The sequence below is a fragment of the Paenibacillus riograndensis SBR5 genome, from assembly GCF_000981585.1.
GTDB classification, from domain to species: domain Bacteria; phylum Bacillota; class Bacilli; order Paenibacillales; family Paenibacillaceae; genus Paenibacillus_AQ; species Paenibacillus_AQ riograndensis.
On sequence record NZ_LN831776.1, the window covers coordinates 7,854,209 to 7,869,578 of the forward strand.

The following is a 15,370-nucleotide window of genomic DNA, read 5'->3' on the forward strand; positions in this document are numbered from 1 at the left end:
GAACGCCTTGCTAAACTAATGTTTCCCGTTAGTTCAATAAAATGAGCAATCCGACCTTATTAGAGCGTCTCAACCAATTTCTGAATCTTTGAACGGGAAATTAAATATACAGGACCCATTATTTCTATTTTGCCGTCCTTTACTCGCATAGCGCTCTCCTGTTCTGCCGCATAAACATCTATCTTTTCAGACAAGGGGAACAGGTAGCCTTGAACAAACGTGGCGTAGTCGCGTTTAGAATGAGATTCATAGGCAAAATGATCAAAGCCAATACCATCATAAATAATACTTGTTTCAACTTCATAGCCAGTGTTTATCAACCTTAACCATTGTGCAGCCATGTTTAGCGCACCGGCGCTGGCACCCATTATAACGGCGTCGCTGTTCTTCATAACATCCGATAATTCATATTCCGCCAAAAAATCGTTCTGCTGAACAGGATCTCCACCGCATAAAAAAATGACAGAAGCGTTCTGAAGGAATCGCTGGGCCTCTTCCTTCTGCATGCGATAATCAATGAAATGATATTCATCAAAAATAAGATTAGCCTGATTTAACCATGTCCATTCAGAAATATCATCAAAGTTAATCTGCTCACTTTCATAATCAGACGGTTGAGCGCTAATCATAACAAGCGATTGTCTATCTTGAATATCCTCATGCAGACATTGGACCAGCCTCTCTGGTAAAAAATCATTAAACCAACTGAAATAGTAGTGGGTACACAAACTTAGTTACCTCCGTATGTATTATTTACTCTCCAAAGTCATCTTGGCCACAATGTTGGCCACGCGCTCGTCTTCCTCCTCGTCAAAAATCCGGACACCGTTAAGCAGCATCCTTTTAATCGCCTCCAACACCTCGCGCTGCAGCTTTCATTTAGTCATTTCACTCCTAGCCTAGTTATAGCGGGCGTTATGTATTCCTCCCGTCGATATCCCTACTATAGAACACAATGACTGACACCAGGGCGTCAGTCATTGTAGGATAGAAGTATATTTCGCATATATTGCTGCAGCTCTGCCCGTAATTCACGAGGCTCCAGCAGCTCGCACTCCTTGCCGAAGCTTAGAATGAATTTCAGCAGGCCCTCCTCATAAGGAAAAGTATCCGAAACGAGATAGAAGCCGTCTGCACCTCGGCTAATCTTCTCTTTCTGAAAATACTCGGTAAGCTGCACGCCAATCCGCGAAGTGAATCTCAACACAACCTGTATGTCCCGCTGCGAATAACTGTGCTCAATGACCTCGGCGATTCGGTCTTGCGACAGCTCTCTTTTGGCAAAAGGCGGCCCCTGCTCCAATTGCTTGATCCGCACGAGCTTGAATCTACGGTAGTCCTTTCTGACCCGGCAAAAACCTATCACATACCAATGGCCGTGGCGAAAGTCAATCGAGCTTGGCTCTACCGTTCGCTCCAGGTATTCCATATCCCTGTTGATATAGTCGAACACCAGCAGCCTGTTTTCCGTGATGGCCTTGTTTATGATCCCAATGTACTCTTTAATTTCCTGCTCCATGCTGAAATGGGACATATCCAGAGTCAGTTTGTCCTTATTCGACTCCCGCTTATAGGTATGTTCAACCTTTAACATGATGTCATTAAAAGCTTCGTTCCTGCCAAAATAGCAGTGTAAATTCTTCATTACAGCTACAAACGTATGAGCCTCATCCCGGTTTAAAAAGAGGCTGCTTATATTATAGCTGTCCATAATATAGTATCCTCCGCCCTTGCCGCTGGACGATGCAACCGGTATGCCGGCTTCGCTTATTTTTTCGATATCCCGGTAGATCGTCCGCAAGGATACCTCGAAATGCTCGGCAAGCTCCTTGCCCGTTACCGCACCTTTACCGGAGATGATCAGCAGCATGGAGAGCAATCGATCGACTCGCATGATTGTGTGTGACGTTGGATAACGTCTCCTCCTCTGGGTGGAATTTATTTTTGATACTACATATTTGCGAAACACCTTATCAATTACCTTTTCAGACATATTCGTCTGAGTGATCACTTTCTCCTTCATAAGCCCCTCCCGGCGAATATATAAATCCCCCTTGCAAAGCTCTGAGCCGGATTATGCGCTGCCAGCCTGCGCTAACTTTGAGCACCGTCTTCAGGGTCAGATCCTAAGCACGTTTGGAAGAAATCTACGTTCAGATCAGACTCAAAACTTAGTTCAGGTGCAATGTTGTTGGCATAAAATCACATGGAAAAACCCCGTGCAGGTGAAACCCACAAGGGATTAGTACTCTCTTTATATCTTTGAAAGTTTCGTGCTACTTATGATACGGCTCATCGCGCTGTCTGTAACGGCAAGTTTAAGAACCATCCTTTGCAGGATGGCTCTTTCAGCAAATCAATGTATTTCTTAGGCATTCTCCGGCGTAATGGGGTTAACTGCAAAAAGGGAATGAATGTTGCCTTCTGGATCTGCAAAGAAGCCCGTGGTGTGCCCCCAGGACGTCACCTTCGGCGCTGTTATCCCTGTAGCCCCTTTTGAAACAAAATCATCATACATAACATAGACATCCTCAGGAGAATCACATTCGAAGTTAAGCTCAAAAGCTTGCCCTCTACGCTCTTCTACAAAAGAATGGTGGCCGTTTGTGTTATCTGCCATTAAGGGTGCCGCGAAAATGGCCAGACGAACGCCATCATTCTCAAATTCAGTGTAATGTTCTTCTTCAATTAGAACCTTAAATCCCAGGGCATCCCGGTAAAATCTAGTCAATCTAGGAACATCAAGCGCCAAAACAGTGATTCCTTCTAATTTTACTCCCATGCCCATACCTGCACCCCTCCAACATCAAATTCTGTACTCATCGGATATCATTTCTATGAAATATTATATATCATCCCCATCCGCTCTTACATATTAAAATATACAAAGTATTCCTCAACCGGTACGGTTCTCCGTGCTGTCCAATCTCCTTCCGGAATTGAATTCCTCCAGAATCATTTTTGATACCTGCCGGCTTAACGGGGGGCAATTTTAATAGAATAGATCGTTCCTTTAGAGGTGAACAACGCAGTCACGTCTGGAGAACCCTCTTTTGTGAAGGTTAATGTATCAAACCGTGATACAAGTTTGAATACGTTATAATCAGCCAAGTCCAAATTCAGTTTTCTCATGAATCATGTCCAGCTCAATCGCTTTTGTTTTCTCAACTAAATCATGATATTTATTTTTATCATCCAATTGATTAAGTTAATCCGACAGCGGAAAAGCTACAACCCTTGTGATCTGAATAAAGTTGTTAAATATTCATTGACATTACGCCTCTAAACAGGCTGCCGAACGGCAGCCTTCAAATTCTTAATAACTATAAAGTCATAAAATACATTTTCACTTTGTAACGTGAAATATTTTCGTGCGAATAACATCGACCGCAGCCTTAGGGTCTGCTCTGGTCTCCGTTCTCCAACAATCAAGCAGCAGGCTGGAAAGCGGGGCTGGAACTTGTGCCCTTTGCGCCGCCAACAGCAAGAGGCCGACATCTTTCTGCGGAATTTTACTTTCGGATATGGATGACTTCTCGGCTATCATTTTGCCATAGTTTTGATAAATTGGAGCGGTAAACAGTATGCTGGTAAGCATATTGACCGCTGCTGTGGGGTCAACCCCGCCGCGCTCAGCTATTCCTAGTGCTTCTTCCAGTGAGCGTGCCTTCCCGCTCGCCTAAAGGAAGCAATCCGATGCTCTTGTAATAGCGAACCGTGCGCTGTGTTACCCCTGCCCGTTCTGTCAAATCGCCAATGCGCATGCGGGTGATGATGTATCACTCCTTCCAAGATATCAACATGACGTTAACGTCATTTTTGCATGATAGCATTTGGATTGGTAAATGTAAAGGCACCTGAACTTCGCCCTACTTATGGTACGGTTCAGCTTAACGGATCTATCGGCGAAATTGCTAAAGGAGCTGCCGCCGACATCTCCTTGTTTTAATTCGATCTGGTGTGCGTATTGTCATTTTCTGACCTGTTTACCCACTGGAATACTCTGAGCAAAATGAAACACATTATGAGGATCGTACTTTCGTTTCACCTGTTTCAATCTGCCAAAGTTCTCGTCATAATACGCCTTGGGCCAGTTCTTAATATGCAGATCGGGAAAATTCACATAATCACCTTTAACAAAGGGACTCAACGCTCTACGAAACCTTTCTACCCACTGTATATTCCGCTCCTGCTCCCTGTTGTTTCTCCACCGGGCTGACAGTTCGTAGATTGTCTCAGCCTTCCGATGGGGATAGGCCGTTTAATCACGTTTTTGCGCCAAGCGGTTGAAATTTCCGCAAGAAAAAAAAGGGCGCCAGCGAAGTTAACCCGGAAGGCGAGAGTACGGAGACGAAATGGTTATTTTTATTCCTGCTTAAATCAACTATAATGGGGGATAGCTTTATCATTCGTTGGAAGAAGGTTGAGAAGTGTCGCTACGCAATTGGAAATATACACCGCTGCTGTTGATGCTGATTTTCCCGGTGCTCGGGAAGATGTATGCATGGGTCAACAAGCCGAGAGGCAAAGTCTATCATTTGATGACCTCATGGGATAACGCCATCCCTTTCGTCAAATATTTTGCACTGCCTTATTCCGTTTGGATCTTTTATATTTATCTATGTCTTTACTATTTCTTCAAGAACGATTTGCGTGTGTATTACCGTGCTTTGTTGATTTATACCGTATGCGCCTGCATTTGTTACGGAATTTACTCTGTAGTTCAAACAACGGTGCCACGCCCCGAGTTGGTGGGCCATGACGTCTTTACCTTGATCGTGCGTTTTGTGTACCACCGGGACCAGCCGTTCAATTGTTTCCCCAGTATCCATGTGTTCTCCAGCTACATGGTGTTCCGCCTAACCGCCAGCAGCGGCTTCCGGAACAAATGGAACATGCTCCTGATCGGGGGGATGTCCGGGATGATTATATTGTCCACGCTGTTCATCAAGCAGCATGCGATTCTCGACGGGCTTGCCGGTATTATGCTGGTTGAAATTGTATTGGCCGCCGTTCTGCTGGTGGAGCACTTCTTCACCCGCAGCAGCAGCACTCCCCAAGAGCGTTCTTACAAAGATAGGCCTCAAAGCTCCTGAAGCTCCTTCCGCAGATAAACGAAGGGGGCTTGTGATCACCAGGGCAGAAGTGCGTTAACTGATTCGTTCTAATCACCCTTGGGTAACCGGACCAAACTCCGATGCAATCGCTGGTTCAAGGCTACATCCATGCGTATAAAACGGGTGGTCTTTCTGCTTGGCAAATGAATTATTCACCAGGTGCGCTTTTCTTTTTCAACTTTTGTGCCATATACGTTACGCCAATGAAAGGGAGTTTAATGAAATTACCGTAGGTAAAGGCATCATATTCATGAACGGAACGGCGAACCGCCTTGGGTCACCGTTCCTTAATCATCCCCTGAACCTCCAGCACCTGCTCTGCCGTCGCCCAATCCCGCAGCAATTCGAAGAGCGCCGATTGCCCTCATCCTCATATGTACCGAATTCAGCTGTCTGCTCCGCAAACGTCTCCAGCAACTCTTCCACATTCAGTCCATGCCGCAGCGCGGCACGCAGAATTGTATCCAGCCCCGGTAGCACTTCTTCAGGATTCTCCCGCAAAAGCTCTCCTATACTCATGTTGCTCAACATGTTTTAATAGGCTTTTTCAAGCTTCTAATTTAAAAAACTTGCCCCTACTTATGATACGGTTCCCCGCGCTGTCTGTAACGGCAAGTTAAAAGGCCATCTCTTTATTGGATGGCCGCATGCATCGCTTCCGCGATAGTAAAGAAATCTTCTTGGTTTATCTCAAAGTGGCCGGTACGGAACGGGTAGCCCCAATTCCGTTTGCCGCGGGTGAAGGACAGCCGATCAAGCAAGCCTTCGATTCTTGCTTCATGGCAGGGGACATATTCGATATTCCGCCGGTAAGGTACGAACGTCGCGGACATCGCATATTCGTACACATGGTCGTCCAAAACCCGGCCAATGGCGGTGAATGCTTGCAACGGCTCGCCGTCTCCTATCTCCGTTCGAGGAGAATAGTACACAAGCCAATCCCCAGGTTGCATTCTGCGTAATGGTGCAGATTTACCGTGACACATTTGGGCGAAGCCGCCACTAACCCCGCGTTGTACATGCGATGCCGAGACGACGCCTATCCAATAGGAAGACGGATGGAGAACCGTGACCGTTTCCTCAAAATTACACAACGTTTCTTTCGTATTCATTGCTGAACCCAGCTCCTTTTTCTTACGCTGAATCCAGCATACAACAACGCTACTGACAGCGGTTTGTCAGTAGCGTTCGAGCATTTTTTTGATATCCTGAACCCGGTCCGCAATGGCTTGGTATACCAACATGCGGGCCGTCACATTCCGATCGTCTATAGATCCGGCAACCGTCACTAACCCAACACCAGGCATAGTGATCATTAATTGATTTTAGTCTAATCAGACTATATAATGATTCAATTAGTCTATAATAGTTATGTAAAGGAATGAAGATTAAATGATAAAATCATTTTTAATGTTGGGTCAATCTAATATGGCAGGCCGTGGATTTTTGCATGAAGTCGACCCTATATATCATGAAAAAATAAAAATGCTGCGTAATGGACAGTGGCAGATGATGACAGAGCCGATTAATTATGACCGTCCGGTTTCCGGTGTAAGCCTGGCGGCGTCTTTCGCCGATGCCTGGTCGAAAGCCAATTCTGATGAAGAAATTGGTTTGATTCCTTGTGCAGAAGGTGGCAGTTCTTTGAATGATTGGCATCCGGAGGGCATCCTTTTTCAGCATGCTTTGTCCGAAGCTCGCTTCGCCTTGCGGTCCAGTCAAATCTGCGGAATTCTTTGGCACCAGGGTGAGAGCGACAGTTATCATTCGCTGCATGAAACTTATTACGAGAAATTAACCCTTATCATCGAGACCCTAAGAAACGAATTGAATCTTGATGAGGTGCCGTTGATCATTGGCGGACTTGGTGATTTCCTTGGGAAGACTGGTTTTGGACAGCAAGCGACAGAGTATAGACAGGTCAATGAACAATTGCAGCGCTTCGCTAACGAACAGCAAAATTGTTATTTTGTAACGGCGGCAGAGTTGACCGCGAATCCTGATGGCATTCATATAAACGCGGTTTCGCAACGCAAATTCGGCTACCGCTATTTCGAAGCTTTTTCGAACAAGTGTCATGTCCTGGAGCCCCTCCCGGGGGAGGAGCAGTCGCTGAAAGTGGAGCGCGACTATTCGAAAACAGAACAGATATACCTTCATAGCATGGATTTGGCTTTGGGTAAAATCACTTACGCGGAATTCGAGGCGCAGATGGTGAAGGTTATGCAGCCTTGATCCCTTTACTCATTCTTGGCATACTTGTCCAAAACCCCGGCCCGATCTTCCATTAATTCATACTTCTCGGTCGAATATTGCTTTTCACGCAGACCTTCCTCTATATCTGTCAGAATCCTTTCGTGATTCTCGGAACGCCTGAGATACATACAAACAGGGCTCCCTGCGTAACACACTGCGAATGATTGGCTATTTTCAGCCTAAAACTTGCCTTATTTGCCTTTGTGCTCCGTCCGACGTTCAAATATGATAAGGTTGGAGGGATTTACGGAAATCGTGAATAAAGGAGGCATCAGTAATGGACAATCATCATACCTCCTCCGCATTGGGGGAATTCATCAAATCACGCCGCTATCGACTGCAGCCTGAAGAGGCGGGGATTAAGCCATTCCCTGGCCGCAGGCGCACCCCTGGACTTCGCAGGGAAGAAGTCGCATTTCTCGCCAATGTTAGTGTTACCTACTATACCTGGCTAGAGCAGGGCCGTGAGAGAAATCCATCCCCAGAGGTTTTATCCCATATCAGCCAAGCGCTACAACTGGATGAGGACGAGCGGAAGCATTTATTCAACCTGGCTGCGCCGGAACCAGCCAATTCATATACAGCGCCGAAACCGGAACCACACAATACCGAATTTCTGCAAAACCTTGTAAATCAATTGCGTTATCCTTCCTTCATTGCAAATGAAGTTGCGGACGTGATCGTTTGGAATCAGGGAGCAAAGCTTGTTATCACCGATTTTGGCCGTCTGCCGGAAAAAGAACGAAACATGGCAACCCTGCTGTTTCTGGACCCGGAATACCCCAAAAGGCTGATAAATTGGGAGGAATTCGCCCGTTACATGACGGGCCTGATTCGGGCAAGCTTCGACCAGAACAAAGAGAACCCGATGTTCATGAATCGATTCGACCGTTTGAAGAACAGCGAGGAATTCTTGCGTTTGTGGGAATGGCATGAAATTCGGCACAAAACTACCGCCGTCCCGGTACAATGCCGCCTTGCGGACGGACCGGAGCTGGCGTTCACTATCCATTGCGCCGCAGCGATCGACAACGATCCCGGGCTGCACTGGTGCTTTTTCGTTCCAATGCCTGGTTCTGGCACAGAAGAGAAGCTCTCCCTTCTGCTGTCCCAAGCCGCTGAGTTGTCCTAGCCTGTTAGTCCTGTTAATAGTATAGAGACACTGTGGTTAACGCCCCTTTATCGTTGATATAATCAACAAAACTCAACGTTAAAGGGGATTCTTATATGAACTCATATCACTATCTTGGCAAAGTCGCTTTGATCACTGGCGCTTCCTCTGGAATTGGCGAAGTGTATGCCAAAGAACTGGCAGCGCGAGGCTGCCACGTCATTTTGACGGCACGCTCCAAAGATAAGCTGGAGGCGTTGGCCAGTGAAATTACACGCACGCACGGCGTGCAGGCATATGCCCTTCCCATCGACTTGTCCAAGGCAGAGGCCCCGCGTCTACTAGCGAAATCGATCTCTGAACTCGGCGTTACAGTTGATATTCTTATCAATAACGCAGGATTTGGCACAACTGGCCGGTTTGAGGATATAAACCCGGAGCGCGAGCAGGAACAGATTATGCTGAATACCGCTGCGCTTGTCGAACTGACACATCTTTTCCTGCCGGGCATGCTGGGACGTAAAGACGGGGTCGTTGTAAATGTGGCTTCAATGGCTGCGTTTGCACCTTGTGCCTATTTGGCCGTTTACGGGGCTACCAAGGCATTCGTATTATCCTTCTCCGAAGCACTGTGGGCGGAAACCCGCGAACGCGGTGTTCGTGTACTGGCCCTATGCCCGGGTGCGACTGATACTGGATTTTTCGATGCAGTTGGCAGCCGGGATATGGTGGAGAACAACACACTGTCCACACCAGAAAAAGTCGTCCAAGCCGGATTTCGCGGAGTCGACCGAAACAGCGGCTACATCATTGACGGGCGCATCAACTATATGACGACCCTGATTTGCCGTATTCTTCCGCGGCGCAGCTTAGCTTTAATCAATGAACGCAATTCGCGCCCCAAAGCACAATGATGGTTTACAGACGCTCGAGCGAAGTTATCTACACGTATCCTAATTAGTTCAAAAAAACTTGCCTCTATTTATGATACGGTTCCCCCCGATTGATCTTCACTGCACGATAAATCTGCTCGGTGAGCACCAGGCGCATGAGCTGGTGGGGCAGCGTCATGCGCCCGAAGCTCATGCGCTGCTGGGCGCGGCGCATAACGTCATCGGAGAGCCCGTGGCTCCCTCCGATGACGAAGACGACATGGCTCGTCCCGTAGGTGCCGAGCCGGTCGAGCTCTGCGGCAAGCTCTTCCGAGCTCCAGAGCTTGCCGTCGATCGCGAGCGCAATGACATGCGCCTCGCTCTTAATGTGCGCGAGGATGCGTTCGCCCTCGCGCACCTTCACCTGAACAACCTCTGCCTCGCTGAGGTTGTCCGGTGCTTTCTCATCCGCCACCTCAATCATCTGAAATTTGAGGTAAGGCGTCAGCCGTTTGGCGTATTCTGCGATGCCGAGCGTCAAATATTTCTCCTTTAGTTTGCCTACGCTAATGATTTGAATGAACATAAATCCTCCATCTATCTGCTTCCGTCATGGATACTGTAATTTCTTTCGGGACACTGCGAAGCCCGCCAGTGAATCTGTCCTTTGTAGTGTATCACATGCCTGTCCAAAACACGCAACGATCCAGCATTGCTGCAAGATAGACTCCTCTTATATAAACTGAATATGTAATCTTTATTAGGGGGATATAACCGGTACTCGTGGAATATGTGGACTTTCGGCCGCTCCAGTCTCTCATGGCTTTGCTGCTCTCTGCCCGTTCTGGTTCATCCGAATGGCAGATGCTTTTCAAGCCCTGGTATAATTCCCACATTTGAACCGCAAGCCCTTTTACGTATATGATAGTTCTATCAATGTGTACAGGGAGGCTGCGTGGCATGGCCGTATTGTTAAATGAGCAGATCAGAGCATCCGAGGTGGTGCTTACAGGACTTCGGGGCGAGCAGCTGGGGGTTGTCTCCAGAGCGGAAGCTTTGGCCAAGGCCAAGGCGGCAGGCGCAGATCTCGTCTGCACCTCGCTGATGAGCAGTCCCCCACCCTGCAGTTTGATGGCGAAGGGCAAAGCCAAAGCGGCTGCACAGAAGGAGACAACGACTGCGCGTAAGTCGGGTTCCGCTCAGGCAGCAAGTGCACACGGCAAGAAAGAGAAGGTCAAAGAGCTGCGCTTTACCGCTCATATCGAGGAGCATGATTACGACACCAAGCTGCGGCAGGCGGACAAGCATCTGCGCTCCGGCAAGCCGGTGCAGCTTGTCGTGAAGGCCTCCGGCGCAAAAGAGGCTGCTGCCGCCAAGGCGGTCATTGAGCGGCTGGTCGCCGACCTAAAAGAAGCCGGTGTCAAAGACACCGGAATTCAATCCGGCGGCAAGGGCTCGCAGGTGAAACTGAATCCCCGTTGAGCTTGGCCGTTTCACCGTCCTCGCCCTTGCCCTAAGAAACGGCCGAACGATCCTGACCGCAGGCTGCGGAGGATCGTTCGGCTTTTATCTTAGATATAGCTTGGCGATTTCGATCATGTCGGCTTTGCTGAGATATTGTCCGCTCATGTCGTCAATCTGATATTGATAAAGTTCTGTACTGCCCGGAACCTCAGCAGTCCAGACTATAGAATTTCCGCCTTTATATTTGGTATATATCATTTCTACCCCATCTACAACCACTTTTTCCGAGGTGAAATCGACTTTTTCATCTACGTATGCTGTAAACTCACCTTTGGATTTGACAATAGTCACAGCTATTTCATTCTTCCCTTGAGCGTAGACCGTTCTAATATTGAGAAGCTCATTGGATAACTCCACAGGCATCATTGCATATTCCTGCTTGGATGCCTCAGCCTGCTTGCGGAGCTTCTCTGCCGTAGCAGCCTCTTCTTCCGGAGTAGGCGGATTCACCATATTAACCGGTTTAAAGAATACCCTGGCGCTTTTGAAGGCATAGTTGCCTGTTAAGCTGTCTGCAATGACAACGGGCTGGCTGGACAGTTTGCTGCGGAGTACAGAGAGGTCGGTAAACGTCACCGGCTTAAACCGGGTGTCCATTTGCCTGTTGGGATTATGGGCAACGACATAAAAAACAGCTGCGGAACCCTCCTGTAGCAGTTTATCCCCTAAGTCACGGCTGATTTTCCAACGTTGTAATTCTTCTTCCTGAGGAACAGAAGCTTCCTTGGCAGGCTTGACCTGATAAGTAACTTCCCCCTGTTTGTTCTTCAAGGATTGATATTGAACCGCCGCAAAACCCGAGGATGCTGTCAGCAGCATTCCCGCTATGACCATCACGCTGACCTTATATTTCACCAGGAATCGCTCCTTTCCGCTCTGTCCGGCATACAACCTCTTCATCACTTTTCCGGACAAGTCTGTCTCACTGAACTGCGGGCTACGAAGAAGTTCCTTCAAATCCTGATCCTTGTCGAATCTCACAGCTTCCTTCTCCTTTCGCATAAGCATAATACCTCCGGAATTTTTTGGCCGAACGCTCATATTTTTTACGCAGCTTGGATGTGCTGTGATGAAGAATCAGACTAATCTCCTGATAGCTCATTTCCTCCACACAGCGCAAAATCAACAAATTCCGCTCTTCTATCGATAATTTTGACAAGGCCTGCTGCACCGCTTCATCCAGATATTTGCCTTCAATCTGTTGATCTACGTGTCTATTGTCCCGCTCATCCCGGTGTAAGAGACGCAGATATTTGGTCAATTTCCGCTTGCGGATCACATCAATACATTGATTGTAGGCAATCGTATACAACCATGCACCGAAGGGGATATCCGGGTTATATTTGCCCAAAGCACGAAAGGCCTTCAGAAACACCTCCTGCCCGCTGTCCTCAGCCTCCGAATAATGCCCCAGCATGTGATAACAATAGAGCAGGATCGCTTTTTGATAGGTTCGCATGATCTCCTCAAACCTTTCGATGTTCCCTTCCAGCACGTCAGCTATTATCCGGCGCAGCTCTGCATCATTCAATTCTCTCCCCCCTTTCAACCTGTACAACGAAGCATCCCTTGAAAATGTGACATTGTTCAAAAAACAATTATTATTATATAAAGAAGTCATGAGATGAAGAAGGGAGCAATGCAGTGTGGAAAAGAATAGGATCCACAAGGTGGGGCAAATCGGGATACCTGTGAAAGAAATAGGACGAGCGGTACATTTTTATCAAAACCTGCTGGGCCTTCCGCTGCTATTTCAGACGGACCGTATGGCCTTCTTTGAACTCGGCGGCCTGCGGCTGCTGTTGAGCCTTCCGGAGACAGCAGAGTTCGCCAATGCCAGCTCCGTTGTGTATTTTCAAGTTGGAGATATTCAGGCAATGTATACAGAGTTAATCGGTAAGGGAGTAGCTTTTACCGGCGAACCCCATATGGTGAACAAAATGGGCCAAACCGAGACCTGGATGGCGTTCTTCCGGGATTCTGAGGGAAATACTCATGCGTTGATGAGTGAAGTGAAGGGGGAATAAACCTGATTGATGTTCAAACAGGCTTTTGGGGAACGGAACAAGGGCAGATTGAATTGAAATAACACGCCAGCTATAAAAAAACTATCCTATGTAACCACCTAATTCGGAATGTCGAATCAGGTGGTTTTTTGGTGCAATTTAAATGTTCCACGTGGAAATTCCACTCAGATGTGCTGAACATGAAAAAGTTAACCCTCAGTTGCTGCTCTCCTCTGCCTCCGTCTCCAGCGCAGGCTGCCCATTGGCCTCATAAGCGCTCAGCACCGAATCCAGCAAGCCCGGAAACCGGGCATTCAAGTCCTCGGTACGCAAGGACAGTATACGCTGAGTGCCTTGAACACGGGTATGCACAACCCCCGCCTCGCGCAGTGTCCGGGCATGGTGGGACAGCGTCGATTTGGCGACCGGCACGTTGAAGCTGTTGCAGGCCTGTTCACCATTGTTCCTGATATCTGAAATGATGGATAAGCGAATGGGATCACTGAGTGCATACAGTACGGAGGCAAGCTGAATGTCCTTGCGTTCCGGATGAAATAGTATCTTCATGGATAATATCCCCTTTTGTCATACAAATGGTTGCAAAAAATTTATCGTGCTCCTAATTGCATTTTATATCAACGCATGCTATATTTCAAATGTTCGAACATAATCGAACTATTAAACATTAAAAAGGAGTGGCCATCACATGGACTCAGTAAATACAATCTCCGCTGCTGCGGAAGAAGATTCTTCAGTGGAAGCCACTCTTCCCAGGGAAGGGCTGCTGACGTTTCTATTCAGTGTTGCGGTTGTTCTGGTTATTATGAACACGGCCATGTTCAATCTGGCATTGCCTGATGTAACCGAGACCTTTGGCATCTCAGCCTCCGCCGCTTCCTGGATCGTGACCGGGTATTCCATTATGTTCTCCATTGCTTCGATTACCTACAGCAGACTTTCCGACTTTCTGCCAATCCGCAGACTGTTGACGATTGGCCTGCTGACACTCGGCCTCGCGGCGGTTGCCGGATTCTTCAGCACGAACTTTATTGTGCTGCTGATTGTACGGATTGTGCAGGCATCCGGTGCTGGTGCCGTTATGTCGCTGTCACTTGTCCTGTTCACCCGGTATGTCCCGCTGGGCCGCCGGGGCAAGGCAATGGCGACGATTATGTCCTCTGTTTCGCTTGGTTTGGGACTTGGTCCTGTTGCAGGCGGAGCGATTACCCAGTATTTTGGCTGGAACTGGCTGTTTGCCGTTACCGCTATTATCCTGCTGCTTGTGCCGCTGTTTCTGGTGCTGCTGCCGAAAGAACTGCCGAGCCGCGGCTCATTTGACGCACTTGGAGGGGTCTTCCTCGGCATCGGCACCACCGGGCTTCTGCTGTTCCTGACCAGCGGGCTGTGGATTGCGCTGGTTGCCGGAATAGCTGCTATTTTCTTGTTCGTGAGCCGTATCCGCACCATTTCTGATCCGTTTGTTATGCCCGCTCTTTTCAAGAACCGCCCGTACCTGGTACTCTCTTTGGTCGGAATCGCCTCCTATCTGTGCAGCTTTGCAACGCTGTTCCTGCTGCCGCAGATTCTGGTTCACCGGTTCGGCTTCACTGCAAGCCATGCGGGGTTTGTCATTTTCCCCGGGTCCCTGCTTGCGATCTTTGTATCCCGGTCGGTAGGCCGGATCATTGACCGCTTCGGCAATGGAGGCATCCTGCGCTTTGTGCCGCTGCTGGTGCTGACCGCTACCGTACTGTTTGCTCTATTTGCCGGGCATTCATGGATAGCAGTGATGTTCGTGTATATGATTATGAGTCTGGCCTTCACCACGCTGTCCAGCAGTGTATCCAATGAAATCTCCCGCGTTCTGCCTTCCTCGCAGATTGGCTCAGGGATGGGATTATTTCAGCTGCTCCAGTTCTTCAGCGGTGCCTTCGGTGTTGCTATGGCCGCCAGTGCTCTGGAATGGCAGCACGGGCTGTCCCTGTCTGCAGCTTACTCCAACATTTACTGGGGACTCTCCATTGCTGCCGTCATCGCCATTGTCTCCGCCTTTGCATACCGCCGGAGCAGCGGGAGCCGGATTGAAGAAATGGCTGAGGCGTAAGCTTGAACGGACACCGTTCCGGCAAAATGCAAAATACCCTGCAGCTCACTTTACAGCTGCAGGGCAAGCCTGATCAAGAGTGGCCGGATATCGCCGGATGAATGATCATCCAGGGACACGGCCCGCTTTTGAATAGTTGATCCCATTATCCTGAAGTAAGGCAGCTCTAAACTACCAGAACCTCAGCGTTCTTATCGCACTCCGCACATTTCGCTGGCGGGTCCCAATCCGAGAACTCCGTTTCTTTCAGATCCACAATATCCGGTGCATCCTCGTATTCGTCCACAAATTTGTCGATAGCCAGCTCCACATGTTCCTTACATACTACATACATCCATCAAGCATCCCTTTCTGTGCCCCGCGGGCATATACTTCTTCTA

Annotated in this window: 19 protein-coding genes and 1 pseudogene; 7 read left to right on the plus strand and 13 right to left on the minus strand. The window is 48.3% G+C overall.

The genetic code is table 11. The features are described 5' to 3' along the window. Positions 1 to 59 precede the first annotated feature (59 nt). The 5 genes and pseudogenes from PRIO_RS33260 to PRIO_RS35280 all read right to left on the minus strand — a co-directional run. Positions 60 to 728: a Type 1 glutamine amidotransferase-like domain-containing protein gene (locus PRIO_RS33260; RefSeq protein ID WP_020426199.1), complete on the minus strand. Its 669-nt coding sequence runs from the start codon at positions 726 to 728 to the stop codon at positions 60 to 62. Between the two features lie 245 nt (positions 729 to 973). Beyond that, positions 974 to 1,894 carry a helix-turn-helix transcriptional regulator gene (locus tag PRIO_RS33265; RefSeq protein WP_046506188.1) on the minus strand — a complete coding sequence of 307 codons (921 nt, stop codon included), beginning with the start codon at positions 1,892 to 1,894 and terminating at the stop codon, positions 974 to 976. A gap of 474 nt (positions 1,895 to 2,368) precedes the next feature. Beyond that, positions 2,369 to 2,788 carry a VOC family protein gene (locus PRIO_RS33270; protein WP_231869796.1) on the minus strand — a complete coding sequence of 140 codons (420 nt, stop codon included), beginning with the start codon at positions 2,786 to 2,788 and terminating at the stop codon, positions 2,369 to 2,371. 844 nt (positions 2,789 to 3,632) lie between these two features. Further along, entirely contained in the window at positions 3,633 to 3,764 is a 132-nt protein-coding gene (locus tag PRIO_RS35275) for a MerR family DNA-binding transcriptional regulator (protein WP_082118160.1), read from the minus strand. Positions 3,765 to 3,970: 206 nt separating this feature from the next. Continuing rightward, positions 3,971 to 4,261, minus strand: a pseudogene (locus PRIO_RS35280) (BBE domain-containing protein); the annotation flags it as partial. Between the two features lie 169 nt (positions 4,262 to 4,430). On the opposite strand from PRIO_RS35280, the gene PRIO_RS33280 reads away from it, so the two are divergent. Further along, positions 4,431 to 5,096, plus strand: coding sequence for a phosphatase PAP2 family protein (locus PRIO_RS33280; RefSeq protein WP_052741561.1), 666 nt, complete (start codon positions 4,431 to 4,433; stop codon positions 5,094 to 5,096). Positions 5,097 to 5,408: 312 nt separating this feature from the next. Here PRIO_RS33280 and PRIO_RS37390 read toward each other — a convergent pair whose 3' ends face one another. After that, positions 5,409 to 5,636 (minus strand): hypothetical protein, encoded by a 228-nt coding sequence (locus tag PRIO_RS37390; protein WP_167345690.1) that lies wholly within the window; start codon positions 5,634 to 5,636, stop codon positions 5,409 to 5,411. A gap of 113 nt (positions 5,637 to 5,749) precedes the next feature. Continuing rightward, a complete protein-coding gene (locus PRIO_RS33290) occupies positions 5,750 to 6,229 on the minus strand; it encodes an EVE domain-containing protein (RefSeq protein ID WP_046506194.1) in 480 nt (159 codons plus the stop codon). A gap of 280 nt (positions 6,230 to 6,509) precedes the next feature. Here PRIO_RS33290 and PRIO_RS33295 point away from each other — a divergent pair, with 280 nt between their 5' ends. After that, positions 6,510 to 7,352 (plus strand): sialate O-acetylesterase, encoded by an 843-nt coding sequence (locus PRIO_RS33295; protein WP_039785373.1) that lies wholly within the window; start codon positions 6,510 to 6,512, stop codon positions 7,350 to 7,352. Between the two features lie 5 nt (positions 7,353 to 7,357). Here PRIO_RS33295 and PRIO_RS36345 read toward each other — a convergent pair whose 3' ends face one another. Then, entirely contained in the window at positions 7,358 to 7,501 is a 144-nt protein-coding gene (locus PRIO_RS36345; protein WP_020426022.1) for a hypothetical protein, read from the minus strand. Between the two features lie 149 nt (positions 7,502 to 7,650). Between PRIO_RS36345 and PRIO_RS33300 the strand changes: the two genes are divergently transcribed. After that, positions 7,651 to 8,505 carry a helix-turn-helix domain-containing protein gene (locus PRIO_RS33300; RefSeq protein ID WP_020426023.1) on the plus strand — a complete coding sequence of 285 codons (855 nt, stop codon included), beginning with the start codon at positions 7,651 to 7,653 and terminating at the stop codon, positions 8,503 to 8,505. Positions 8,506 to 8,600: 95 nt separating this feature from the next. Then, positions 8,601 to 9,398, plus strand: a complete 798-nt coding sequence (locus PRIO_RS33305) for an SDR family NAD(P)-dependent oxidoreductase (protein ID WP_020426024.1) — start codon at positions 8,601 to 8,603, stop codon at positions 9,396 to 9,398. A 64-nt stretch (positions 9,399 to 9,462) separates the two neighbouring features. Here the strand turns inward: PRIO_RS33305 and rlmH are convergent, their stop codons facing one another. After that, the gene (rlmH, locus tag PRIO_RS33310) at positions 9,463 to 9,942 is read right to left on the minus strand and encodes a 23S rRNA (pseudouridine(1915)-N(3))-methyltransferase RlmH (RefSeq protein WP_020426025.1); all 480 of its coding nucleotides are present in this window, start codon (positions 9,940 to 9,942) and stop codon (positions 9,463 to 9,465) included. A gap of 374 nt (positions 9,943 to 10,316) precedes the next feature. On the opposite strand from rlmH, the gene infC reads away from it, so the two are divergent. Continuing rightward, positions 10,317 to 10,838, plus strand: a complete 522-nt coding sequence (infC, locus tag PRIO_RS33315; protein ID WP_046506199.1) for a translation initiation factor IF-3 — start codon at positions 10,317 to 10,319, stop codon at positions 10,836 to 10,838. Positions 10,839 to 10,922: 84 nt separating this feature from the next. Here infC and PRIO_RS33320 read toward each other — a convergent pair whose 3' ends face one another. Both PRIO_RS33320 and PRIO_RS33325 read right to left on the minus strand, forming a co-directional pair. After that, positions 10,923 to 11,861: a hypothetical protein gene (locus PRIO_RS33320; RefSeq protein ID WP_020425951.1), complete on the minus strand. Its 939-nt coding sequence runs from the start codon at positions 11,859 to 11,861 to the stop codon at positions 10,923 to 10,925. Beyond that, the gene (locus tag PRIO_RS33325) at positions 11,818 to 12,411 is read right to left on the minus strand and encodes an RNA polymerase sigma factor (RefSeq protein WP_020425952.1); all 594 of its coding nucleotides are present in this window, start codon (positions 12,409 to 12,411) and stop codon (positions 11,818 to 11,820) included. Before PRIO_RS33325 ends, PRIO_RS33320 begins: the two co-directional genes overlap by 44 nt. A 115-nt stretch (positions 12,412 to 12,526) precedes the next feature. Between PRIO_RS33325 and PRIO_RS33330 the strand changes: the two genes are divergently transcribed. Beyond that, positions 12,527 to 12,907 carry a VOC family protein gene (locus tag PRIO_RS33330; protein ID WP_020425953.1) on the plus strand — a complete coding sequence of 127 codons (381 nt, stop codon included), beginning with the start codon at positions 12,527 to 12,529 and terminating at the stop codon, positions 12,905 to 12,907. Between the two features lie 195 nt (positions 12,908 to 13,102). Here the strand turns inward: PRIO_RS33330 and PRIO_RS33335 are convergent, their stop codons facing one another. Next, complete coding sequence (locus PRIO_RS33335) at positions 13,103 to 13,453, minus strand: ArsR/SmtB family transcription factor (RefSeq protein WP_020425954.1); 351 nt, start codon at positions 13,451 to 13,453, stop codon at positions 13,103 to 13,105. A 139-nt stretch (positions 13,454 to 13,592) separates the two neighbouring features. Between PRIO_RS33335 and PRIO_RS33340 the strand changes: the two genes are divergently transcribed. Then, positions 13,593 to 14,990, plus strand: coding sequence for an MFS transporter (locus PRIO_RS33340; RefSeq protein ID WP_020425955.1), 1,398 nt, complete (start codon positions 13,593 to 13,595; stop codon positions 14,988 to 14,990). Positions 14,991 to 15,156: 166 nt separating this feature from the next. Here PRIO_RS33340 and PRIO_RS34495 read toward each other — a convergent pair whose 3' ends face one another. Beyond that, the gene (locus PRIO_RS34495) at positions 15,157 to 15,324 is read right to left on the minus strand and encodes a CxxH/CxxC protein (RefSeq protein ID WP_019914591.1); all 168 of its coding nucleotides are present in this window, start codon (positions 15,322 to 15,324) and stop codon (positions 15,157 to 15,159) included. Positions 15,325 to 15,370: the final 46 nt, after the last annotated feature.

What these genes read in the sequence shown, in the direction of transcription:
- PRIO_RS33295 (WP_039785373.1), top strand. Translation starts at nt 6,510, where the DNA reads ATGATAAAATCATTTTTAATGTTGGGTCAATCTAATATGGCAGGCCGT.
- PRIO_RS34495 (WP_019914591.1), bottom strand. Translation starts at nt 15,324, where the DNA reads ATGTATGTAGTATGTAAGGAACATGTGGAGCTGGCTATCGACAAATTT.
- PRIO_RS33270 (WP_231869796.1), bottom strand. Translation starts at nt 2,788, where the DNA reads ATGGGCATGGGAGTAAAATTAGAAGGAATCACTGTTTTGGCGCTTGAT.
- PRIO_RS36345 (WP_020426022.1), bottom strand. Translation starts at nt 7,501, where the DNA reads ATGTATCTCAGGCGTTCCGAGAATCACGAAAGGATTCTGACAGATATA.
- PRIO_RS33340 (WP_020425955.1), top strand. Translation starts at nt 13,593, where the DNA reads ATGGACTCAGTAAATACAATCTCCGCTGCTGCGGAAGAAGATTCTTCA.
- PRIO_RS35275 (WP_082118160.1), bottom strand. Translation starts at nt 3,764, where the DNA reads ATGCGCATTGGCGATTTGACAGAACGGGCAGGGGTAACACAGCGCACG.
- PRIO_RS33335 (WP_020425954.1), bottom strand. Translation starts at nt 13,453, where the DNA reads ATGAAGATACTATTTCATCCGGAACGCAAGGACATTCAGCTTGCCTCC.
- PRIO_RS33265 (WP_046506188.1), bottom strand. Translation starts at nt 1,894, where the DNA reads ATGCGAGTCGATCGATTGCTCTCCATGCTGCTGATCATCTCCGGTAAA.
- infC (WP_046506199.1), top strand. Translation starts at nt 10,317, where the DNA reads ATGGCCGTATTGTTAAATGAGCAGATCAGAGCATCCGAGGTGGTGCTT.
- PRIO_RS33290 (WP_046506194.1), bottom strand. Translation starts at nt 6,229, where the DNA reads ATGAATACGAAAGAAACGTTGTGTAATTTTGAGGAAACGGTCACGGTT.
- PRIO_RS37390 (WP_167345690.1), bottom strand. Translation starts at nt 5,636, where the DNA reads ATGAGTATAGGAGAGCTTTTGCGGGAGAATCCTGAAGAAGTGCTACCG.
- rlmH (WP_020426025.1), bottom strand. Translation starts at nt 9,942, where the DNA reads ATGTTCATTCAAATCATTAGCGTAGGCAAACTAAAGGAGAAATATTTG.
- PRIO_RS33300 (WP_020426023.1), top strand. Translation starts at nt 7,651, where the DNA reads ATGGACAATCATCATACCTCCTCCGCATTGGGGGAATTCATCAAATCA.
- PRIO_RS33305 (WP_020426024.1), top strand. Translation starts at nt 8,601, where the DNA reads ATGAACTCATATCACTATCTTGGCAAAGTCGCTTTGATCACTGGCGCT.